The organism is Nannocystis punicea (genome assembly GCF_026965555.1).
Taxonomy (GTDB): domain Bacteria; phylum Myxococcota_A; class Polyangia; order Nannocystales; family Nannocystaceae; genus Nannocystis; species Nannocystis punicea.
Genome location: NZ_CP114040.1, coordinates 5,237,144 through 5,256,715, shown reverse-complemented (window position 1 = coordinate 5,256,715; position 19,572 = coordinate 5,237,144). Strand labels below are relative to the sequence as shown.

Sequence of the window (19,572 nt, the reverse complement as noted above, 5' to 3'; positions counted from 1 at the left end):
CGCGAGGTCGGCTTTGCCAAGCTTGGCCCCCCATGGCCCAGCAGCAAGATGAAGACTTCGCCGCGATGTTTGAAGCCCAGGGTGCGCAGACGCGCGCCAGGCTGAGCAAGCGCGTGCGCCCCGGACAGCTCGTCGAGGGTCCGGTGGTCGAGATCGGCGCCGACAGCGTGTTCCTCGACATCGGCGCCAAGAGCGAGGGGCGGATCGACCGCACCCAGCTCCTGGACAAGGACGGCAACCTCAAGGTCAAGGTCGGCGACAAGCTGCGGGCCACCGTCTCCGCCGTGTCGACCGAAGGCATCCAGTTGGTCGTCGCCATCGGCAAGGGCGGCATCGACACCCAGTCGCTGGAGCTCGCGCTGCAGAGCGGCGTGCCGGTCGAGGCCACTGTCACCAAGGCCGTCAAGGCCGGCCTCGAGGTCGAGCTCGGCAGCGTGCGCGCGTTCTGCCCCGCCTCGCAGGTCGACCTCGGCTTCGCCCAGGACCTCGAGCGCTTCGTCGGCACCAAGCAGTTCTTCAAGGTCATCGAGATCCGCGACGGCGGCCGCTCCGTCATCGTCTCGCGCAAGGCCGTCCTCAAGGACGAGCGCGAGAACCAGGCCAAGGCCGTGCGCGAGCGCCTGGTCGTCGGCGCCGAGCTCGAGGGCATCGTCCAGACGATCCAGCCCTACGGCGCCTTCGTCGACCTCGGCGGCATCGAGGGCATGATCCACATCTCCGAGCTCGGCCACGGTCGCGTCGACAAGATCGCCGACGTGATCAAGATCGGCGAGACCGTCAAGGTGCGCGTCCTGGCGATCGAGCCGCGCGGCACCAGCCCGACCGACCTCAAGATCAGCCTGTCGATGAAGTCGGCCGATCAGTCGACCGAGTCGGCCGCCAGCGCCGCCGCCGAGCAGGTGCTGCCGGGCAAGGTCGGTCAGGTCACCAACTTCGGCGTGTTCGTCGACACCGAGATCGGGCGCGGCCTCGTCCCCACCAGCGAGCTCGGCCTGCCGCCCAACGCCGACGCCAAGCGCGCCTTCCCCGTCGGCAAAGAGGTCGAAGTCGTGGTCCTCGGCCGTGGCGGCGGCGAGGGCAAGCTCCGCTTCAGCATCCAGGGCGTCGCGGCCGCCGAGGAGCGGTCCGCCTTCAAGACCTTCGCCAAGGAGGCCAAGAAGGGCGCCGGCGGCGGCAAGGGCCTCGGCAGCCTCGGCGACCTCATGAAGGACCTCCAGGCCAAGCTCCCCGACGCCAAGCCCGCCCCCGCCCAGGCGCGCGAGAGCGCCGGCGACGCCAAGCCTGCCGCCACCCGCCGCCGCGCCTGAGCAGTCCCGACCGCCGACGAAATCGGAGCAGCGTCCGCGCTGCTCCGATTTTGTTTTTGGTGGCGGCACGAGCGACCGGCGAAACACCGCACGCGCCCACTCCGTCCATGCGACTGCGAGCAGCGTGTCCGCTCAGTCCGTGGGACTGCGAGCGAGCGAGCGGCCAAAGCCAGAACGTGCCCACTCGGTCGTACGACTGCGAGCGCGCGAGCGACCAAAGCCGGACGTCCCGACTGCATCTGTGCGACTGCGAGCGAGCGACCAAAGCCCAGACGCACCCGCGGTCCATGCCACTGCGTGCGAGCGGCCAAAGCCGGGAGGTGCCTCCGTCCGTGCGACTGCGAGCGAGCCAGCGGCCAAAGCCCAGACGTGCCCTCGGTCCATGCCACTGCGTGCGAGCGGGCAAAGCCGGCCGTCCCTATTCCGTCCGTGGGACTGCGAGCGAGCCAGCGGCCAAAGCCCAGACGTGCCCTCGGCACATGCCACTGCGAGCGAGCGGCCTGAAGCCCAGGTGTGCCCACTCGGTCGTACGACTGCGAGCGCGAGCGACGAACGCCGGACGCCCCCTCCGCCCGTGCGACTGCGAGGAGCGGCCAAAGCCCAGACATGCCCACTCCGACCCTGCAACGGCGAGCGAGCGAGCGCCAAAGCCCAGACATGCCCTCCGTCCGTGCCACTGCGAGCGAGCGAGAAGCGACCCTCCAGACATGCCCACTCCGCTCGCGCCACTGCGAACGACCGCGCCACTGCGAGCGAGCGGCGAAGCCCAGACATGCCCACTCCGTTCGCGCCACCTGCGAACGACCGCGCCACTGCAAGCGAGCGACGAAAGCCCAGACGTGCCTACTCCGTCCGTGCCACTGCGAACGACCGCGCCACTGCGAGCGAGCGACGAAAGCCCAGACGTGCCTACTCCGTCCGCGCCACTGCGAACGAGCGCGCCACTGCGAGCGAGCGGCCAAAGCCCAGACGTGCCCTCCGTCCGTGCCACTGCGAACGACCGCGCCACTGCGAACGAGCGCGCCACTGCGAGCGAGCGGCCAAAGCCACTGCGAACGACCGCGCCATTGCGAGCGAGCGGCCAAAGCCCAGACGTGCCCTCCGTCCGTGCCACCGCGAGCGAGCGCGCCACTGCGAGCGAGCGACGAAAGCCCAGACGTGCCTACTCCGTCCGCGCCACTGCGAACGAGCGCGCCACTGCGAGCGAGCGGCCAAAGCCCAGACGTGCCCTCCGTCCGTGCCACTGCGAACGACCGCGCCACTGCGAACGAGCGCGCCACTGCGAGCGAGCGGCGAAAGCCACTGCGAACGACCGCGCCACTGCGAGCGAGCGGCCAAAGCCCAGACGCGCCTCCGTCCGTGCCACCGCGAGCGAACAGTGAAAAGTCCGGACGTGCCCACCCGGTCCGTGCGACTTCGGCCGTGCCGCGCCTTCCGCTCCGGCGCGCGGCTGGGCCTGAGGGTTTCCACGGACCCGATGGTCGAGGCTGCGATCAATCCAAGCAACTCGGCCGGACTACGCGCGAGCGCCTCTACCAGGATCCCCCCGACACCACGTGCTCGCTCCGCCGGGTGAAGTCATCACATGCCCGATCGAGCAGGCCACGCAACGACCACGCCGGCTCGCCCGGTGACAGGGTGCACATGTCTATAAGGACAGGTACATCTCGCGGATCTCGGCCTCCCCCGCGATAGTTCGCACATGTCCTCGGAGACACATCACTCGCCCGCCACGCGCACCTGCCAGCGACCGCGAAGGACGCCGCGCACATGAGCCCGCGGGACATGTCCTTCGAGACATATCCGCGCGGTCGTTCCCAGCGCCGGCTCTACTTGCAGGACTCGGCCAGCGCCGCCTTCACCTTCGAGCCCGGCCGCTTGGCCAGGATCTGCGTCACCTTGGCCTGCGCCTCGCTGGTGCGTCCCATCCCGCACAGCGCCCGGATCCGCCGCTCGTCGAACTTGTCGACCAACTGCCCGCCCGGCAGCTCCTTGTCGTGCTGCTCGACGTACGCCAGCGCCTGGGCCCAGTTGCCGGCCTTGAGCGCCTTGTCGATCGCGCTGAGGTACTCCAGCTCGACCAGCACCCGACCCGGATCGGCCGCATCCGCCTGCTCCTTGCGCTTCGCCAGCGGATCCTCGACCGGCTCGACCTTCTTGACGCCTCCCGAGCCCGACTTGGAGCTCGAGCCCGCTTTCTCGGCCGGCGGTTTCTTGGCGGTCGAGCCGCCGGTCTCGGACTTCACCGTCTTGCCCGGCTTGGTCGTCGGCGTCGGCGTCGGCGGAGTACTCGGAGTCGTGGTCGTCGAAGTCGACGTCGTCGAAGTCGTGGTCGTCGAAGTCGGGGTCGTCGGAGTTGGGGTCGGCGCCGTCGGCTCGGGACCGATCGGCGGAGGAACCGCCTCGGGCCCCTCGGGGGGCGGCGGAGCTACCGTCTCCGGCGGAGACTCGGGCTCGACCTCCTGTTCGACCGTCGGGTCGACCTGCGTCTGACGCCAGGCCAGATACCCGCCCCCGCCCGCGACCCCGAGCACCAGCAAGCTGACCACGACGAGCGCCGTCGAGCCGGACACCAGCCGCCCCGGGCGCTCCGTCAGGTCGCGCTCCGGCACGTCGAGGTCAGCCACGATCGAGCGCGAGCGTTGCGGCGCGGCCACCGGCCGCCCATGCCCCGCCTGAGCCCCCGCAGGCAGCCCCGGCGCTGGATGTCCCCAAGGACCTGTCCCCGGAGCCATCCCCGCACCTTGCCCCATCGGCGGCGCTGCTTGCAGGCCCGGCGCTGGATGTCCCCAGGGACCTGTCCCCGGGGCCATCCCCACACCTTGCCCTGCCCCCGGCGACCCTGCCATCGGCGGCCCTGCCTGGCCCGGCGCTGGATGTCCCCAGGGACCTGTCCCGGGAGCCATTCCTGCGTCTTGCCCGACCCCCGGCGACCCCGCCATCGGCGGCCCTGCCTGGCCCGGCGCTGGATGTCCCCAGGGACCTGTTCCCGGGGCCATCCCCACACCTTGCCCTGCCCCCGGCGACCCTGCCATCGGCGGCCCTGCCTGGCCCGGCGCTGGATGTCCCCAGGGACCTGTCCCGGGAGCCATTCCCGCGTCTCGCCCGACCCCCGGCGACCCCGCCATCGGCGGCCCTGCCTGGCCAGCCGGCGCTGGATGTCCCCAGGGACCTGTCCCGGGAGCCATCCCCGCGCCTTGCCCGACCCCCGGCGACCCCGCCATCGGCGGCCCTGCCTGCGGCCCGACCCCCGGCGGCCCTGCCTGAGGATCCGGAGCAGGATGTCCCCAGGGACCTGTCCCCAGAGCCATCCCCGCACCTTGCCCGACCCCCGGCAACCCCATCCCCGCGCCTTGCCCGGCCCCCGGCGTCGCCTGTCCCCAGGGACCTGTCCCGGGAGCCATCACTGCACCGAGAGGCTGACCCGAGGGACCTGTCTCGACAGGCATTGGCGACACCCCGGGTCCGGCGAGTCCGCCGACGACGATCGGCGCTCCCGCCCCCGCCCCGGCGCTGCCCTGTCCGGGACCTGCAGGCGGCATCAGGATCCCGGGCGCCCCTGGGCTCCCCGGGGGACCCCAGGCGACAGGCACCGCGCCCACCGGCGCAGCTGCCCCCTGCCCCCAGGCACCCGGCCCCGGCGGCGCAGGCGCCACGGGCGGTGAGACTTGCGCCGCACCCGTCCCCGCAATCGGTGCGGGCGCGGGACCTGTCCCCGGGGCCATCTGCGCACTCGGCCCCTGCGCTGCACCTGTCCCCGCGACCATCTGCGCGCTGGCGCCGACCCCGAGCGGCGGTCCCCACACGGGCGCTGGACCTGTCCCTCCGGCCATCTGCGCATCACCCGGCCCTGCGCTCCCTGCAGCGATCGGTCCACCCGGCCCCGCTCCAGGCGGAGCAGGCCAGCCGCTCACAGCCCCGGGCCCGCTCGCGCCGACCCCCGGCGGTGGTCCCCACGCGGGCGCCGCACCTGCCCCTCCGGGCAACTGCGCACCCGGCCCGCCACTCGCAGCGATCGGTGCACCTGGTCCTGCATTCGGAGCAGGCCAGCCGCTCGCGGCCCCTGGTCCCGCGGCGCCGACTCCGGCCGGTGCTCCCCACGCCGGCGCTGCACCTGTCCCTCCGGCCATCTGCGCACCGGGCCCCGGCCCAGCGCCCCCTGCTGCTTGCGCGCCCGGCGGAGCAGGCCAGCTCCCCGCGGCCGCGGGCCCACTCGCACCCACGCCTGGCGGCGGTCCCCATCCCGGCGCCGCACCTGTCCCTTCGGCCATGTGCGCACCCGGCCCCCCGCCGCTGCCTGCAGCGACGGATGCACTCGGCCCGACTCCCGGCGGAGCAGGCCAGCTCCCCGCAGCCCCTGGCCCGCTCGCACCCACGCCGGGCGGCGGACCCCACGCGGGCGCTCCACCTGTCCCTCCGGCCATCTGCGCACCCGGTCCGACTCCCGGCGGAGCAGGCCAGCTCCCCACGGCTCCCGGCGCACTCGCACCCACGCCCGGCGGCGGACCCCACGCGGGCGCCCCACCTGTCCCTCCGGCCATCTGGGCACTCGACCCCGCGCCGCCGCCTGCAGCCCCCTGCACCCCGGCTCCGACTCCCGGCGGAGCCGGCCAGCTCCCCGCAGCCGCGGGCCCACTCGCACCGACGCCCGGCGGCGGACCCCACGCGGGCGCCGCACCTGTCCCTCCGGACATCTGCGCACCAAGCCCCGCGCCGCCTGCAGCCCCCTGCGCGCCCGGTCCGACTCCGGGCGGAGCAGGCCAGCTCCCCGCGGCCGCCGGCCCACTCGGGCCCGCTCCCGCGCTCCCCGCGGAGCCTGCCCCTTCGGCCATCTGCGCACTCGCGCCGCTCCCGGGCGGCAGCCCCCAAGGCGGCGCGGAACCTGTCCCTCCGGCCACCTGCGCACTCGCTCCGGCCCGCTGGCCCTCGCCTGAAGCCTCCGCAGAGCCCCCTGCCGGCGCGCCCGACATCGGCGCCTCGCCCCCGGCCACCAGCGCCCCCGGCCTCAGCCCGGCAACCTCGCCCGGCGGCGGATCGGCCTGTCCCGAAGCACCTGTCCCTGAAGACATCGAGTCACCCGCGCCAACAGCAGAGGCCGGCTGTCCCGAAGCACCTGTCCCTTCAGCCATCTTCGATTCAGCGCCGGCCGCAGGCAGCGGGCCGCTCGAAGCTCGTCGCAGGCTGATCGGCATCACCCACTGGGAATGCGGCGGCTCGGCCCCCTCGGGCGTCAACGACCGCGGCGCCAGACGGGCGGCCAGGGCCGCCAGCTGCAGCTCTCGCTGCACCGGCGGCGGATCGAGGACCCGCACCAGATCGTGGAGCACCTCCTCCGCGCCGGCGGCCGCGGTCGCCGCGGCGAAGTCCCGCACGAGCTCGACGACCTGCGCCCGCGCCGTCTCGAAGCCGACGCCGAGCTCGGCCGAGATCTCCGGCACCCGCAGACCGCCGAGCTCGGACAGCACGAACACCTCGCGCGCCTGCGGCGCGAGGCCGGCGACGAAGCGTGTCAGCACCTCCGCGCCCGGGAATTCCACCGGCACGTCCACGGTCGAGGCCGGCATCTCCTCGCGGTACCACTCGGCCACCCGCCGCGTCAGCGTGACCAGCCGCGAGCGGGCGATGGCGGGCTCGTGGAGGTCCTCGCCACGCCCGTGAGCCATCACGAACGTCTGCAGGGCCACGTCGTCGAGCAACGACGACGGGATCCCGAACAGGCGGGCGGCGGCTCGCACCGTGCCGAATTGCTGGTGAAACGCATCGCGCAGCCCGTGCGCATCCGATTCGGCGGCCTTCGTGGGGTCGATCAACGCGCTCGCGAGTATGCCCGCACGTCACGCCTCGGTGCTAGCCTGCCGACGTGGCCACCTACGGGCTCGTCCTCACCGGCGGCGGAGCGCGAGCCGCTTATCAGGCGGGCGCCATACACGCTCTCGCCGAGCTCGCCGGCGTCCGCGAACTGCCCTTCCGCGTGCTCGCCGGGGTCTCCGCCGGGGCCATCAACGCCGCCTACCTGGCCGCCCACGCCGACGACTTCCCCCGCGCCGCCCGGATGCTGCGCGACTTCTGGCACCGGCTCACGCCCGACCACGTCTACCGCACCGACACACGCCGGCTCGCCACGATCGGCTCCAGCTGGCTGCGCGACCTCAGCCTCGGCGGCCTGCTCGGCGCGAGCCCGACCAACTACCTCCTCGACACTGCCCCGCTGCGCGGCCTGCTGGCCGACCGTCTGCCGCTGACGCGGATCGGCGAGCACCTGAGCGCCGGCCGTCTGCGCGGACTGGCGGTCACCGCCACCAACTATCTCACCGGCACCGCAGTCACCTTCTTCGAGGGTGACGCCGACGCCCGTCCCTGGGTGCGGAGCACCCGCCTCGGACGGCGCACGAAGTTGCGCCTCGAGCACGTCCTCGCCTCCGCCGCGATCCCGATCTTCTTCCCGCCGGTGGCGATCGACGGCGCCTTCCACGGCGACGGCTGCGTCCGCATGCACGCGCCCACCAGCCCGGCGATCCACCTCGGCGCCGACCGGCTGCTGGCGATCGGGATCCGCTACGCCCGCACCACCGACCAGACGCTGCAGCTCAACGACGAGGCCCGCAGCGATCGGCTCGCGGTCGCCGACATCGTCGGCGTCCTGCTCAACGCAGTATTCCTCGACTCGCTCGAGTCCGACCTCGAGCTGCTCGAGCGCATCAATCAGACGATCGCCCACGTCCCGCTCGAGCGCCACGCCGACATCCCCGGCCGCCTGCGCCCGATCCCCGTGCTCGCCCTCCAGCCGTCGCAGGACCTCGGGCGCATGGCCGTCGACCAGTACGACGAGTTCCCGCGGGTCGTCCGCTACCTGTTGCGGGGCATCGGCGCCACCGGCGAGCGCGGCTGGGACCTGCTCTCGTACCTGGCCTTCGAGCCAGCTTACACCCGCCGCCTGCTCGAGCTCGGCTACAGCGACGTCATCGCCCGCCGCGACGAAATCGCCGCCTTCCTCGCCGACCTCTGACGCACCGCCGCCTCGAGTACCGCGACCGGCCATTTCGACCCACCTCGCCCGCTCTCCGTCACGCTGCGCCTATTGCCCCGCCATGCGTCCCTCCCCGCCTTCCCGGCCTGCCGGATCCGGACGAGGGAGGCCCAAATGCCCCGAGCGCGTACCGGCGGGCCGCTGCAAATTCCCGGCTGGACCGAATCAGCATGTCCCTTGGGACAGCACACGGTCCCATGCGTCCGCACGAAGCACGCCTCGATCGTGGCCGGTCGACGTCGTCCGCCGCGATCTTCAGCGATCTACCAGGTCGCCGACGGCCTCATCATGAACGCCAGCGCCGACCTCGGCGAGCTCACCAAGGTCGACGCGCGAGTGCACAACCGGGCCCCGTCGTATCGGATACATATAGAGCCATGTCTGATAGGACATGTCCCATCGAACCTGTCTCCACATACATCTCTCACAGCGCGCGCTGGCCCGCCTCGACCAGCGCGCGCAGCCCGAACACCACTGCCGCCAGCACGCCGCCCTGGGCTGCGTACACCAGCAGGAAGTTGCCGCGGGTGACCCCGCACATCCCGCTCGCCATCATCAAGCCGCCGCCGATCAGCGCCGCGTAGACCGCCAAGCCGAGGAACGGCCGCGCCCCCGGGGCGCCGAGCAGCGGGATCAGGGCCAGAGTCACGAACACCAGACCGAAGCCGAACCGGGCCAGCAGGCCGAAGAAGCCCGCGTAGCCGCGGAAGCGCGTCAGCAGCGGGAACACTGCCTGGAACGCGCCGACCAGCGGCACCAGCCACAGCGCCAGGCGGGTGGTCCCGAGCGCCGACGACGCCATCTTCGCCTCTGCCGGAGCCACGCCCGTGGCCACCACCGTGTCGACGATCTCCTTCGTCGCCCCGACCAGGCGCGAGAGGTTGCGCAGGCTCGGACCCGCGGCGAACGTGTCGAGCTGCTGCAGCGCCGGGGCGATCAACGGCTTCACGCTGTCGAGCTCGCGCGAACCCTCGATCTGGCGGCGCATCGACGCGACGCCGAACACGTCGGCCGCCGCCGGACCGCCGGCGCGTAGATCCACGAGCGGCAGGAAGAACGAGGCGGCCAGCAGCGCCCCGCCGATCGACGCCGTCACTTTGGTCAGGCTCAGCGGGCCATCGGTCACCCGCCCAGGCTAGCGGGCCCCGCGCGACCGCGAAAGTCCCGCTTGCACGGGCGTCGGCGCTCGCGTCCCATGACCGCGTGCACCTCCGCCCCGGTCGTCTCGGCCGCCGCGCCCGCGGCGCCCTCGCCGTGGTCGCCGGTCTCGGCGCCTCCGCCGTCGCCGACGCGCACGAGCGCGGCCTGTCGCGGGCCGAATTCCGGATCGCCGACGCCCGCCTCACCGCCGAGCTGGTGTTCGCCCGCCCGGAGATCGTCGGGCTCGTCCCCGGCGCCGACGCCGACCGCAGCGGCCAGCTCGACGAGGTCGAGCTCCTGTCCGTCGAGACATTGCTCAGCGGACAGGTCCTCGCGGGCATCCAGATCTCCCGCGGCGACGTCGCCTGCCCCGGCGCGGTCGAGAAGCTCACCTTCGTCGAGGAGGATGGCCTCGCCGTCTCGCTCGGCTTCACCTGCCCCGCTCCGATCGACGCCTTCACCGTCCGCTTGCCGCTGCTCGCCCGCCTCGCCGGCGGCCACCGGCTCCTCGGCCATGTTGTCTTTCAGGACATGTCTTCGAGGACAGGACTCCCGGAGCTCGACTTCGTCGCCCACCGGCGCAGATCCGCGCTGACGATCCGCCGGCCCGAACCCGCGCCCGCGCCTGCCCCCGCTCCCGGGCCGGTCGCCACCCCGGAACCCGCCACACCGCCGGGCACCGCCGCGGAACCCGCTCCCGCGGACGTGCGCCCGCGCTGGCCCTGGCTGGTCCTCGCGGCCGCGCCCGCGGGCCTCGCCGTGGTTTTCCTCCTCCGGCGCCGCCGACCTGCGTAGGATCGCCGGGTGACCGACGCCGACATCCGCGAGCTCGTCCGCCACGGCGCGACCATCGAAGCCATTCGCCGCCACCACGCCCGTCACGGCGGCACCCTGCTGGCAGCCCGCGCCGCGGTCGAGGCCCTGCGCTGGGAATTCACGCAGGCGACCGGGCCCGCGCTCTCGGCATTCGAGGCCGAGATCGATCAGCTGCTGCGCAGCGATCAGAAGATTCAGGCCATCAAGCGCTACCGCGAGGTCCACGGCGTCGGCCTCAAGGAGGCGAAGGACGCCATCGACGCGCGCGCCGAGGCGAGGGCGCGACGTCGCTGAGCGCTTCGCCTCTCGCCTCGGCCGGCAGCGCCGCGATGCACATGCGTCGCGCTCGTGGCGCGCCGAGCGAGCTCGTCGAGCGAATGCATCGACTGCCGGCGGCTCGGCCCTGATAAGGATCGTCAGCACCGCCGTCGCCCTCCACTTCGCAGGTCGCGGGCGGCCGAGCGCTGCGGGCGAGGGGACGTCCCTTGCGAGCGACCAAACGCCGAAAGCCGCCTTGCGGCGGCTCTCGGACCATGAACTCGGTTTTCTTGACTTTGTGGGCGCGATAGGGTTCGAACCTATGACTTCCACCGTGTGAAGGTGGCACTCTACCGCTGAGTTACGCGCCCGCAGCGGGTGGAGGCGCCTTATAGCCTTCCTCGCGCCCGGCCGCAAGCCCCCACTTCGAGCCCCGCCAGCCTGAACCGGGCTGGCGGGCGGCGGCCGCGGTACAGATCCCGCGGCCTCCAGCCGAGCCTCAGCCCGGCTCCATCCCGCGGGCCTGCTTGATGAGCTCGCGGAGCTGCTTCGCGCCGAGCTGGGTCGCCGCGGCGGCGAGCTCGTTGAGCAGCTCGGCCTTGCCGCTGTTGCGGTGCTTGGTCTTGGGGAGGAGCTCGCTGGGATCGCAACCGAAGGCTTGCGAGAGCAGCAACAGCGACTCGATCCGCGGCGCCTTGTAGCCGAGCTCGAGCTTGTTGACGGTGGTGACCGTCAGGCCGGTGGCCTTGGCGAGCTCTTCGATCGTCATGTGCGGGCGCCAGCCCGTCTCGTTCTGCCGCTTGCGGCGCGTCTTCGGCGGCGGCGTATTCATCCGCCATTGGCGGATCCGCTTGCCGATCTCTTGTGCAACTTCGTTCTCGTTCATGGTCCCGTCGCTCATCTGTGGTGGATTGGGAGAGTCAGACCATGACACATGATTCCTGGCGCTTAGAACAGTCACCCAATGGAGATAACTCATGGGGGAACCCGGCCCCAGCGACAGGATCTCTGAGACCTGTCCTTCGGGACCGCACCCAAGAGCCTGATCGCGCACCAGAACCTTCAGGCATGCCCCAAGCGCCAGCGCTGGAAGGCCAGGTGCCATGGGTCACATGCGCCCGACGATCCGAGCCTGGCCCTTGGCACAGGCGGAGGTGGCGCTGCGATCGTCCTCTGCTCTCGCGTTCGCGGGGCGCTCGAGATCGTGGATCGAGCTCCGCGAAGCGAGCCGATCTCTTCGGCACGAAGAATGACGCGCGTCGGCGATCGCGGCCCTGCGGCCGGCGGTCGTGTGCGGCGGGGAGCCATCGGACGACGGTCGGACTTCGGCCGGCGAGAACCGCGGCAGAAACGGTCCAGACGGGCGAGTACGGGCTCGCGCGGCGATCTTCGCTATCGTCGAGGTCATGCGCAGCGTCCGCCTCCTCGGGCTCCTCGTCACCGCCTCACTCTTGCCCGCCTGCCCCATCGGCGACCTGTTCGACGACGACGACAGCGACGCGGGAGGCGACGGCAACGGCAACGACGCGGACGGCTTCATCTCCGCGACCGGCACGGGTGGAGGTCCCGGCGGCGATGGGGGATGGGAAGGCGGCGATCAGCCGACCACCACCGGCATCGAGATGACCGGCGCCGACAACGAACCCGAGGCCGGCTGTCCCTGCGCCGAGGGCACCGAGCTCGTGTACGTCCTGTCCGATGTCGGTTCGCTGTGGAGCTTCGATCCCAAGTCGGGCTCCTTCGCCTTCATCGCCGACATCCACTGCGGCGGCCTGGTCGACACCTATTCGATGGGCGTCAGCCGCAAGGGTCGCGCGTGGATTCAATACTGGGACGGCGACCTCTACACCGTCGATCTCAACGATGCCAGCGACCCGGTGAAGTGCAAGGATCCGGGGTTCATCCCCAACAACCCGATGTTCCCGCAGTTCGGCATGGCCTTCGTCGCCAACAGCCTGAACGACCCGTGCGACAAGCTCTACGCCCACTCCGGCATCGCCCCCGATCTCCAGGGCCCCGACGTCGGCGCCCTCGGCGTCATCGATCCGCAGACCCTCGAGCTGTCGACGATCGCCAGCATCGACTACGCCTGGGGCGAGCTGACCGGCACCGGCACCGGGCGGCTGTTCGCGTTCCAGGGCTCGTCGCCCGCGATCCTCACCGAATACGACAAGGACACCGGCGAGGTGATCGACGTGCTCCCCCTGCCCGGCCTGCAGAGCGAGAACGCGTTCGCGTTCGCCTGGTGGGGCGGCGACTTCTACCTGTTCACCTCCACCGGCGACTTCGTCAGCAACAGCGAGGTCTGGCACCTCGACTTCGACAACAGCGACGACAGCGATCAGGCGCTCAGCCTGCTCACGCAGGCGCCGATCCGGATCGTCGGCGCCGGCGTCTCGACCTGCGCCCCGCCCCTGCCGATGTAGCCGGGCCACCGAACAGGCCTATCCCTCAGGACATGCCCCCTTCGACATGTCCTCAAGGACATAGTCTATCCGCGCCGCTCGGCGGACGACGTCCTCGACGCCGCTCGGCTCGAAGCGCGGCTCACTCGCTCGCGGCCAGGAACGTAGCCGCGCGGGCCAGCACCGTCGGGCGCCACTGCAGCACGCTGTGGGCCCCGCCGACCAGCTCCGGATCGATCCCCGGCAGGGCGGTCTCGGCCACGCTGACCAGCCCGTCGTTGTTGCCGGCGATCCAGCGCGAGTAGCCGCGGTCGCCCTTGCGCTTGCCCCCGGCGAGGATCAGCACCTGCGCGCTCGCGGGCGGCGGGGGCAACGTGGCCGCGCGATCGGGCTGCAGCACCTCGGCCGCCGCGCCGTACAGCCAGCGGAACGGCTTGAACCCGCGCAGGCGAGCGGCCAGCACCGCGCCCTGGTTCGGCGGCGCCAGCATGGCCACGCGTTGCCGGTGCGCCTGCAGGGCCGCACCGGGACGCGCGAGGTAGGCCCGCGCGACCAGCCCGCCCATGCTGTGGGTCAAGATCCCGAGCGTCGGCACCTTCTGGCCTTCGAGCCAGGTGGCGATGAACTGCTCGAGCCGCTCCGCGTGGCGCTCGAGGCTGTCGCTGCGGGTCGCGTAGCCGAAGGCGGCCGCCTGGAAGCCGCGGTTCTGCAGATAACGGACCACGGGCCACAGGCCCACGCGCGAGCGCAGGGCCCCGTGGATCACCACCACCGGGATCGGCGGCGCCCGCGTCACGCTCGCGGCGTCCACGGCCCCCCCTCCCACTGTCGCGCCAGCTTCGGCTGCGCCGCCGCGCGCGCGGACAGCATCCACCACGCCACCGCGGCCGCGAGCAGCAGCCCGATGCCCGACACCTGTTGCAGGCGCAACGGCCCGAGCGCCAGCGGCGACGCGTCGAAGCGCAGCGGCTCGAACAGCACCGCCCGACCGAGCAGGAACACCGCCGCGACCGCGAGGAACGTCTGCCCCGAGAACCGCCGCCGCCGCCGCACCAGCAGGCCGACGGCGAACGCCAGCGCGCAGCTGACCGCCAGGTACAGCTGGACCGGATGCACCGGCGCCGACGACGTCTCGCTCAGCCCGGGCAGCCCGGGGAACGCCGCAGTGTGGAGCAGGAACGCCGGCGAGCCCGCGGGATACGTGACCCCGAGGACATGTCCGAAGTCACCTGGCCCGACGTACATGCCGAAGTCGGCCCCGGCGAAGAACGCACCGACGCGTTCGATCGCCCCGCCGATCGCCACCGCGGGGGCCCAGCAGTCGAGCCACGCCAGCGTCGGCACGCGGAAGCGACGGCAGCCGATCGCCCCGACCGCCAGCGCCACGAACAGCCCGCCGAACGCCGCCAGGCCGCCGGCCGGCAGCGAGCGCAGGTGCGACAGATCGAGCGCCTGGCCCTGCTGCAACAGGAAGCCGGCGCGCGCCGCGAGCAGCCCGGCGATCGCCGACAGCACGAACACCGTGCCGAGCACCTCGGTCGGCAGCTTGTCGCGGCGGGCCAGCAGCAGCGACACCAGCCACGCCGTCACCAGCGCGACGGCGACGGCGAGCCCGTAGGGTGTGATGGCCCACCCGAGACCCGGGAGGGTGAACAGCTCGGGCGCCATCGTCGCGGATCACTCTTCGGCGTAGACCGCCTCTTCCTTCTCTTGCGCCTCTTTACACTGGATGCACAGCGGCGTCTCCGGCCGTGCTTGCAGGCGCTTGAGCGAGATCGGCTCCTCGCACTCCTCGCAGGTGCCGTAGGTGTTCTGGTCGATCTTGCGGAGGGCGAGGTCGATCTTCTCCATCAAGAACTTCTCGCGCCCGCGCAGGCGGAAGCTGAAGGCCTGCATGTATTCGCTGGACGCTTGGTCGACCTCGTCGAAGCGATCGTCGGGCGACAACACCATGTCGCTCTCCAGCGTACGCTGCGCCTGACTGATGAGGGCGTTCCTCCGCTCGAGCAACATCGCGCGGAACTTCTCGTTCTGGGCTTTCGTCAAGGCCATCGTGACGACTCCGTCCTCTCTGGGGTGCGCACCGAACCGATCCCCGGTTAGGCAGTGTGGGGCCCGGCCTCGCGAGTTGTCCAGCGCGGACCTCGAGAATGGGGCGGCAGGGTAGCTTAGCGACTGTCCTGGGTAAACACCCCGCGGACAAAGAAGCTCAGGAGTTCGTCAGCGAGCCGATCCGGATCGGCGAAGGGCGTGGCCGGCGCCGCAGAGACGACACCGACTTCGTCTGGCCCGCCCGCTCCGGCTACTGCGGACGGATCGCTCGCTTCGGCTTCGAGCGCGCTGGCCGCGGTCGAGGTCGCGCGTCGCCTAGCGAGCATGCGCGTGAGGATCTCTTTGAGCGCACCGAGAGCACTGACGGCGATGATCGTCTCGTCGCACTCGCGAGCGATCCCGAGGCGATGACCCACGCGCACCGCCTGTCCGATCAGACCGATCACCTGGTCGTAGAACAGGTCGAGCTGCGCTCGTGCCTCGGCGTCGAGCGCGTCGTCGCGAAGCACGATCGTCGCGAGATCTTCGTGCTGAAGTACGGTGTGGATCACACGGCGAAAGTTGGCCCGCATCTGGGCCAGCGGTTCGCCCTCGGCTGGGTCGAGCGAGATCTTGCGGACGCTGCCGCGAATGACCGCCAAAAACCCCGCCGAGAGAGCGGCGAAGATCTCACGCTTGCTGGTGAAGTAGAGATAGAAAGTGCCCCGCGCGATCCGGGCGGCGTCGATGATGTCGCCGACCGACGTCGCGTGGTAGCCCTTCTCCTTGAACACCTGGGTTGCGGCCGCCAGGATGAGGCCGCGACGCTGCTCCCGCCGCGCTTGCGCACGCGCAGAACGTCCATCCGTCCCGCTCTCGGCTTCGCTGCCGGACCCCTCGTCCACGGCTGAGTCCGGTCGACCCGAAACCGGCCGCAGGCGCCCGAAACCGCGCGGATCGCCGGCGGCGAGAGCGCCGGATGCCGCGGTTCCGGCCCCCTCTTCCAACCCCGGCGCGCCGTGGTCGGCGTCATGCTCGCGGTTGACAGCCAAACGCCGCGAAGCCTACCCTAAATTCCGCGATTTTCACCAGCGGAGACCACATCGGCATGGCTAGCTCGGACAAGCGCAAGCAGTCGCTCTATTTCCCCGAACAAATGCTAAAGGAGATCCAGGAGGAGGCTAACCGCCAAGACCGCTCGCTTTCGTGGATCGTCCAGAAGGCCTGGAAGATCGCGCGCAAGGACATCATGAAGTACCCCAGCGTCAACGAGCTCGCGGATGACGCCCCGGATGACGAGCGCGGGCGGAACGAGTAACCGCGCCCCCGACCCCCTGGCGGCCGGGCCGCTCGCGCTTCGCCTCCGGCGCGACGACGGAGCCTCGATCCGTCTCTTCGTCAGCGGCCCCAAGGACGCTCCCCCGCCCGCGATCCTCATCCTCGACGGCCTCGGCTGCGCAGGATGGGCCTTCGAACGCATCGTGCCGCTGCTCAGTGAGCAGCGGCGCGTTGCGCTCATGCACTATCGCGGGCACGGACAGTCCCCGGACCCACCACGGCCGTGGCGGCTCAGCATCCCCACGCTGGCCGACGACGCGGCGGCCGCATGCGACCACCTCGGCATCGGCCCGGTGGTCGCGGTGGGTTTCTCCATGGGGTTCCCCGTCGCGCTGGAGCTGTACCGCCGGCACCGCGAACGCGTGGCCGGCTTGCTCTCGTTGGCCGGCCCCAGCGGGCGCGTGCTCGACAGCTTCCAGGGCACGCAGAACTTCCGCCGCCTGCTGCCGCTCGCCCTCGCGGCGACGCGGATCGCTCGCGACGTCACCACCCGCACGTGGCGCAAGTGGCTGCCCTCCCCGCTCTCGCGCGAGCTCAGCCTGCGCAGCGGTCAGGTCAACGCCGAACGCATCGAGGTCGCCGACCTCGAGCTGTACATGCGCGGCATCGCGGCGATGAACCCCGAGCTGTTCCTCGCGGTCGTCGACGAGGCCCAGCGCCACAGCGCGGCCGACGTCCTGCCCACCATCGCCGTGCCCACCCTGGTCGTCGCCGGGGCGCGCGACAACTTCGTCCCGCTGGCGACGATGCGCGCCCTCGTGGCCCAGATCCCGCGCGCCCAGTGGAAGGTCTACCCCGCCGCCACGCACGCCCTGCCGGCCGAGTTCCCGCTCGAGATCGCCGACGAGATCGCCGGCTTCATCGACCACACCGTCGTGCCCTCGCTGCGCTCGAGGACATGACCGTGAGGACATGGCCCATGCGCCATGTCTAATCCGACATCCAAAGTGGACGGCCGAGACTCACGTGATCGCCGCCCAGCATCGCCACTGCCGTGAAGTGGAGGAAGTGGCTGCGCAGCACGAGTAGAGGTTGCCGCGTAGGCGCGAGGACGAGAGCTCCGGTGAAGAAGCTCGCGGCGTACCGGCGCGAGGCAGTCGCTGGATCGGCCGCCCCTCGGGGGGCGAGTCGGCCTCACTTGGGCTTGGCGGTCGGCGCGGCGGAGCTGGCGGCCTCGTCCTTCTCGACGACGAAGCGGACCAGCTTCTTGATGGTGTTGTTGCGCTCGATGTTGCCGAGGATCTTCACCAGGTCGTCGTACGCCTTGGGGTCCTTGAGCAGCTTGCCGAGCGTGCCGTCGCCCTTCTCGATGGTGGAGACGACCTTGCTGACGTTGTCGAGCGTCTCCTCGAGGTCCTTCACGATCTCGCCCTTCGGGTCGTAGACGACCTTGGCGAGCAGGCTCTTGTTGTTCGGGTCCTTGAGGTCCTTGATGACCGTCGAGACGTCGGACATCACCTTGCGGCCGTCGTCGACCAGCGGCTGCAGGTTGTCGTCGATCTTCGTCATGCTGCTCTTGGCCTTGGCGACGAAGCCGTTGAGGTTCTGCGCGGTGTCGCGGACGCTGCGGAGCGTCGAGCCGAAGTCACGCACGTACTGGTCGTCGTTGAGCAACGCGCCGACCAGGCCCTTGCCCTCGGCGATCTGGCGCGACACCTCGTTGACGTTGGCCAGCAGGCCCTGGACGTTGCGGATGGTCTTCTCGTCCCCCATCGCCGACGCGAGCTCGGCGATGCCGCCGATGGTCTCCTCGACCTTGCCGAACACGCCGTCGACGCGCTCCTTGACGTTGTCGAGCTCCTCGATGAGCGACGGCGTGGTCTGGATCCGGCCGCCCGAGGGGATCGGGGCGCCGCGGCCGACCGAGATCTGGACCAGCTGGTCGCCGAGCAGGCCGTTCTGCGACACCGTCGCGCGGCTGTCCTCGCGGATGTGCTGCAGGCTGTCGGCGAACACGCTGAGGGTCACGCGGATGCGCTTGTGGTCGGTCGTGAAGCCGTCGCACACGCCGGTGTTGCCGGTCCACGAGACGCGGCGGTAGCGGCGGCGAAACTCCTGCGTGACGCACACCTCGTCCTCACGGCACTGCGAGTCCTCCTCGCACGGCGGGTGGAGGTCCTTGTTGAAGGAGTACGCCTCGAGCTCGGCGCACTTGCCCTCGGGCGCGCAGAACATGGTGCGGTCGCAGTCGTCGGTGCGCTCCTGGCCGAACCGGCCGCGGTCCTCGGTCAGCGGGTTGCACGGGTACTCGAGCTCGACGAACTCGCGGTCCTGCACGACCCCGATCTCGATGCCTTCGAGCTGGACCGGGCTGCCCTTCTTGAGGCCCGAGACCTGGCGGAAGTCGGCGTAGACGAGGCCCTTCTCCTTCCAGGTGCCCTTGCCCTGACCGATGATGAAGATCGACAGCACACCGACGGCCCCGAGGCCGATCACGAACATGCCGACGATCAAGTTGAGGCGGGCTTCGTTCTTGCGGTTGGCCATCAGTCCTGGTCCTCGTGATAGATGCCGTTGATGAACTCGTGGACCTCGGGCGCCGGGTTCGCCTGGATCTCGTCCGGCGTACCGATGTACGGGAACTTCCGCTGCCACAGCATCGCCACGCGGTTCGAGCACTTCCACGCGATCGGCATGTCGTGGGTCACGACGATGCTGGTCACGCCGAGCTCTTTCTGCAGCTTGCGGATCATGTGGCCGATGCGCTCGATGTTGGCCGGGTCGAGGCCGGTCGTCGGTTCATCGTACAGGATCACCTCGGGCTTGATGGCGATCGAGCGCGCGAGCGCGGCGCGCTTGCGCATGCCGCCGCTGAGGCTGGCGGGCATCCGGTAGAGGATCTCCTTGTCGTACCCGAGACCCACCATGTCGAGGCACTCCCTGGCGCGCTCGAGCATCTCCTGGTCCGACATCTTGGTGTGTTCGCGCAGGGCGTAGGTGACGTTGTCGAACACGCTCATGGAGTCAAAGAGCGCGCCGCCCTGGAACACCATCGCCACGTTGCGCCGCAGCTCGCGGAGGTTCTCGGCGTCCATATCGCCGACCTCCTTGCCGCGGTAGAGCACGTGGCCGGCGTCGTACGGGAGCAGCCCGATCATCAGCTTGAGGCACACGCTCTTGCCCATGCCGCTGCCGCCGATGATCGTAAACGTCTCGCCCGGCTCGACGCCGAAGCTCATGTCCTCGTAGATGATGTTGTCGCCGAAGCGCTTGTAGACGTTGCGGAGCTCGATGATCGGCGCCATGGCGA

General features: G+C 71.0%; 16 protein-coding genes and 1 tRNA gene. 7 read left to right on the top strand and 10 right to left on the bottom strand.

Features of this window, described 5'->3' with window-relative positions:
• Positions 1 to 32 precede the first annotated feature (32 nt).
• Complete coding sequence (locus O0S08_RS20345; protein WP_269040860.1) at positions 33 to 1,307, top strand: 30S ribosomal protein S1; 1,275 nt, start codon at positions 33 to 35, stop codon at positions 1,305 to 1,307.
• Between the two features lie 1,829 nt (positions 1,308 to 3,136).
• On the opposite strand, the gene O0S08_RS20340 is transcribed toward O0S08_RS20345, so the two are convergent.
• Positions 3,137 to 3,934 carry a hypothetical protein gene (locus O0S08_RS20340; RefSeq protein ID WP_269040859.1) on the bottom strand — a complete coding sequence of 266 codons (798 nt, stop codon included), beginning with the start codon at positions 3,932 to 3,934 and terminating at the stop codon, positions 3,137 to 3,139.
• A 3,233-nt stretch (positions 3,935 to 7,167) separates the two neighbouring features.
• Here O0S08_RS20340 and O0S08_RS20335 point away from each other — a divergent pair.
• The gene (locus tag O0S08_RS20335; protein WP_269040858.1) at positions 7,168 to 8,313 is read left to right on the top strand and encodes a patatin-like phospholipase family protein; all 1,146 of its coding nucleotides are present in this window, start codon (positions 7,168 to 7,170) and stop codon (positions 8,311 to 8,313) included.
• A 445-nt stretch (positions 8,314 to 8,758) separates the two neighbouring features.
• On the opposite strand, the gene O0S08_RS20330 is transcribed toward O0S08_RS20335, so the two are convergent.
• Complete coding sequence (locus O0S08_RS20330; protein ID WP_269040857.1) at positions 8,759 to 9,460, bottom strand: hypothetical protein; 702 nt, start codon at positions 9,458 to 9,460, stop codon at positions 8,759 to 8,761.
• A gap of 77 nt (positions 9,461 to 9,537) precedes the next feature.
• Between O0S08_RS20330 and O0S08_RS20325 the strand changes: the two genes are divergently transcribed.
• Entirely contained in the window at positions 9,538 to 10,269 is a 732-nt protein-coding gene (locus tag O0S08_RS20325) for a hypothetical protein (protein WP_269040856.1), read from the top strand.
• A gap of 9 nt (positions 10,270 to 10,278) precedes the next feature.
• Positions 10,279 to 10,584, top strand: coding sequence for a ribosomal protein L7/L12 (locus tag O0S08_RS20320; RefSeq protein WP_269040855.1), 306 nt, complete (start codon positions 10,279 to 10,281; stop codon positions 10,582 to 10,584).
• Positions 10,585 to 10,847: 263 nt separating this feature from the next.
• On the opposite strand, the gene O0S08_RS20315 is transcribed toward O0S08_RS20320, so the two are convergent.
• A tRNA-Val gene (locus O0S08_RS20315) sits at positions 10,848 to 10,919 on the bottom strand.
• A gap of 128 nt (positions 10,920 to 11,047) precedes the next feature.
• Entirely contained in the window at positions 11,048 to 11,449 is a 402-nt protein-coding gene (locus O0S08_RS20310) for a helix-turn-helix domain-containing protein (protein WP_269040854.1), read from the bottom strand.
• Between the two features lie 505 nt (positions 11,450 to 11,954).
• On the opposite strand from O0S08_RS20310, the gene O0S08_RS20305 reads away from it, so the two are divergent.
• Positions 11,955 to 12,974, top strand: coding sequence for a hypothetical protein (locus O0S08_RS20305; protein ID WP_269040853.1), 1,020 nt, complete (start codon positions 11,955 to 11,957; stop codon positions 12,972 to 12,974).
• 121 nt (positions 12,975 to 13,095) lie between these two features.
• Here O0S08_RS20305 and O0S08_RS20300 read toward each other — a convergent pair whose 3' ends face one another.
• The 4 genes from O0S08_RS20300 to O0S08_RS20285 all read right to left on the bottom strand — a co-directional run bounded on the left by O0S08_RS20300 (position 13,096) and on the right by O0S08_RS20285 (position 16,036).
• Complete coding sequence (locus O0S08_RS20300; protein ID WP_269040852.1) at positions 13,096 to 13,764, bottom strand: alpha/beta hydrolase family protein; 669 nt, start codon at positions 13,762 to 13,764, stop codon at positions 13,096 to 13,098.
• On the bottom strand, positions 13,746 to 14,621 hold the full coding sequence (locus O0S08_RS20295) for a prolipoprotein diacylglyceryl transferase (RefSeq protein WP_269040851.1): 876 nt from the start codon (positions 14,619 to 14,621) through the stop codon (positions 13,746 to 13,748). Before O0S08_RS20295 ends, O0S08_RS20300 begins: the two co-directional genes overlap by 19 nt.
• Positions 14,622 to 14,630: 9 nt before the next feature.
• Entirely contained in the window at positions 14,631 to 15,005 is a 375-nt protein-coding gene (locus tag O0S08_RS20290) for a TraR/DksA family transcriptional regulator (protein WP_267689369.1), read from the bottom strand.
• 116 nt (positions 15,006 to 15,121) lie between these two features.
• The gene (locus O0S08_RS20285; protein ID WP_269040850.1) at positions 15,122 to 16,036 is read right to left on the bottom strand and encodes a TetR/AcrR family transcriptional regulator; all 915 of its coding nucleotides are present in this window, start codon (positions 16,034 to 16,036) and stop codon (positions 15,122 to 15,124) included.
• A 56-nt stretch (positions 16,037 to 16,092) separates the two neighbouring features.
• On the opposite strand from O0S08_RS20285, the gene O0S08_RS20280 reads away from it, so the two are divergent.
• Both O0S08_RS20280 and O0S08_RS20275 read left to right on the top strand, forming a co-directional pair.
• Positions 16,093 to 16,302 carry a TIGR04563 family protein gene (locus O0S08_RS20280; RefSeq protein WP_096334150.1) on the top strand — a complete coding sequence of 70 codons (210 nt, stop codon included), beginning with the start codon at positions 16,093 to 16,095 and terminating at the stop codon, positions 16,300 to 16,302.
• Positions 16,277 to 17,224, top strand: coding sequence for an alpha/beta fold hydrolase (locus O0S08_RS20275; protein ID WP_269040849.1), 948 nt, complete (start codon positions 16,277 to 16,279; stop codon positions 17,222 to 17,224). The genes O0S08_RS20280 and O0S08_RS20275 overlap by 26 nt, the downstream gene beginning before the upstream one ends.
• Before the next feature lie 232 nt (positions 17,225 to 17,456).
• Here the strand turns inward: O0S08_RS20275 and O0S08_RS20270 are convergent, their stop codons facing one another.
• Both O0S08_RS20270 and O0S08_RS20265 read right to left on the bottom strand, forming a co-directional pair.
• Positions 17,457 to 18,809: an MlaD family protein gene (locus O0S08_RS20270; protein ID WP_269040848.1), complete on the bottom strand. Its 1,353-nt coding sequence runs from the start codon at positions 18,807 to 18,809 to the stop codon at positions 17,457 to 17,459.
• On the bottom strand, positions 18,809 to 19,567 hold the full coding sequence (locus tag O0S08_RS20265) for an ABC transporter ATP-binding protein (RefSeq protein WP_269040847.1): 759 nt from the start codon (positions 19,565 to 19,567) through the stop codon (positions 18,809 to 18,811). Before O0S08_RS20265 ends, O0S08_RS20270 begins: the two co-directional genes overlap by 1 nt.
• Positions 19,568 to 19,572: the final 5 nt, after the last annotated feature.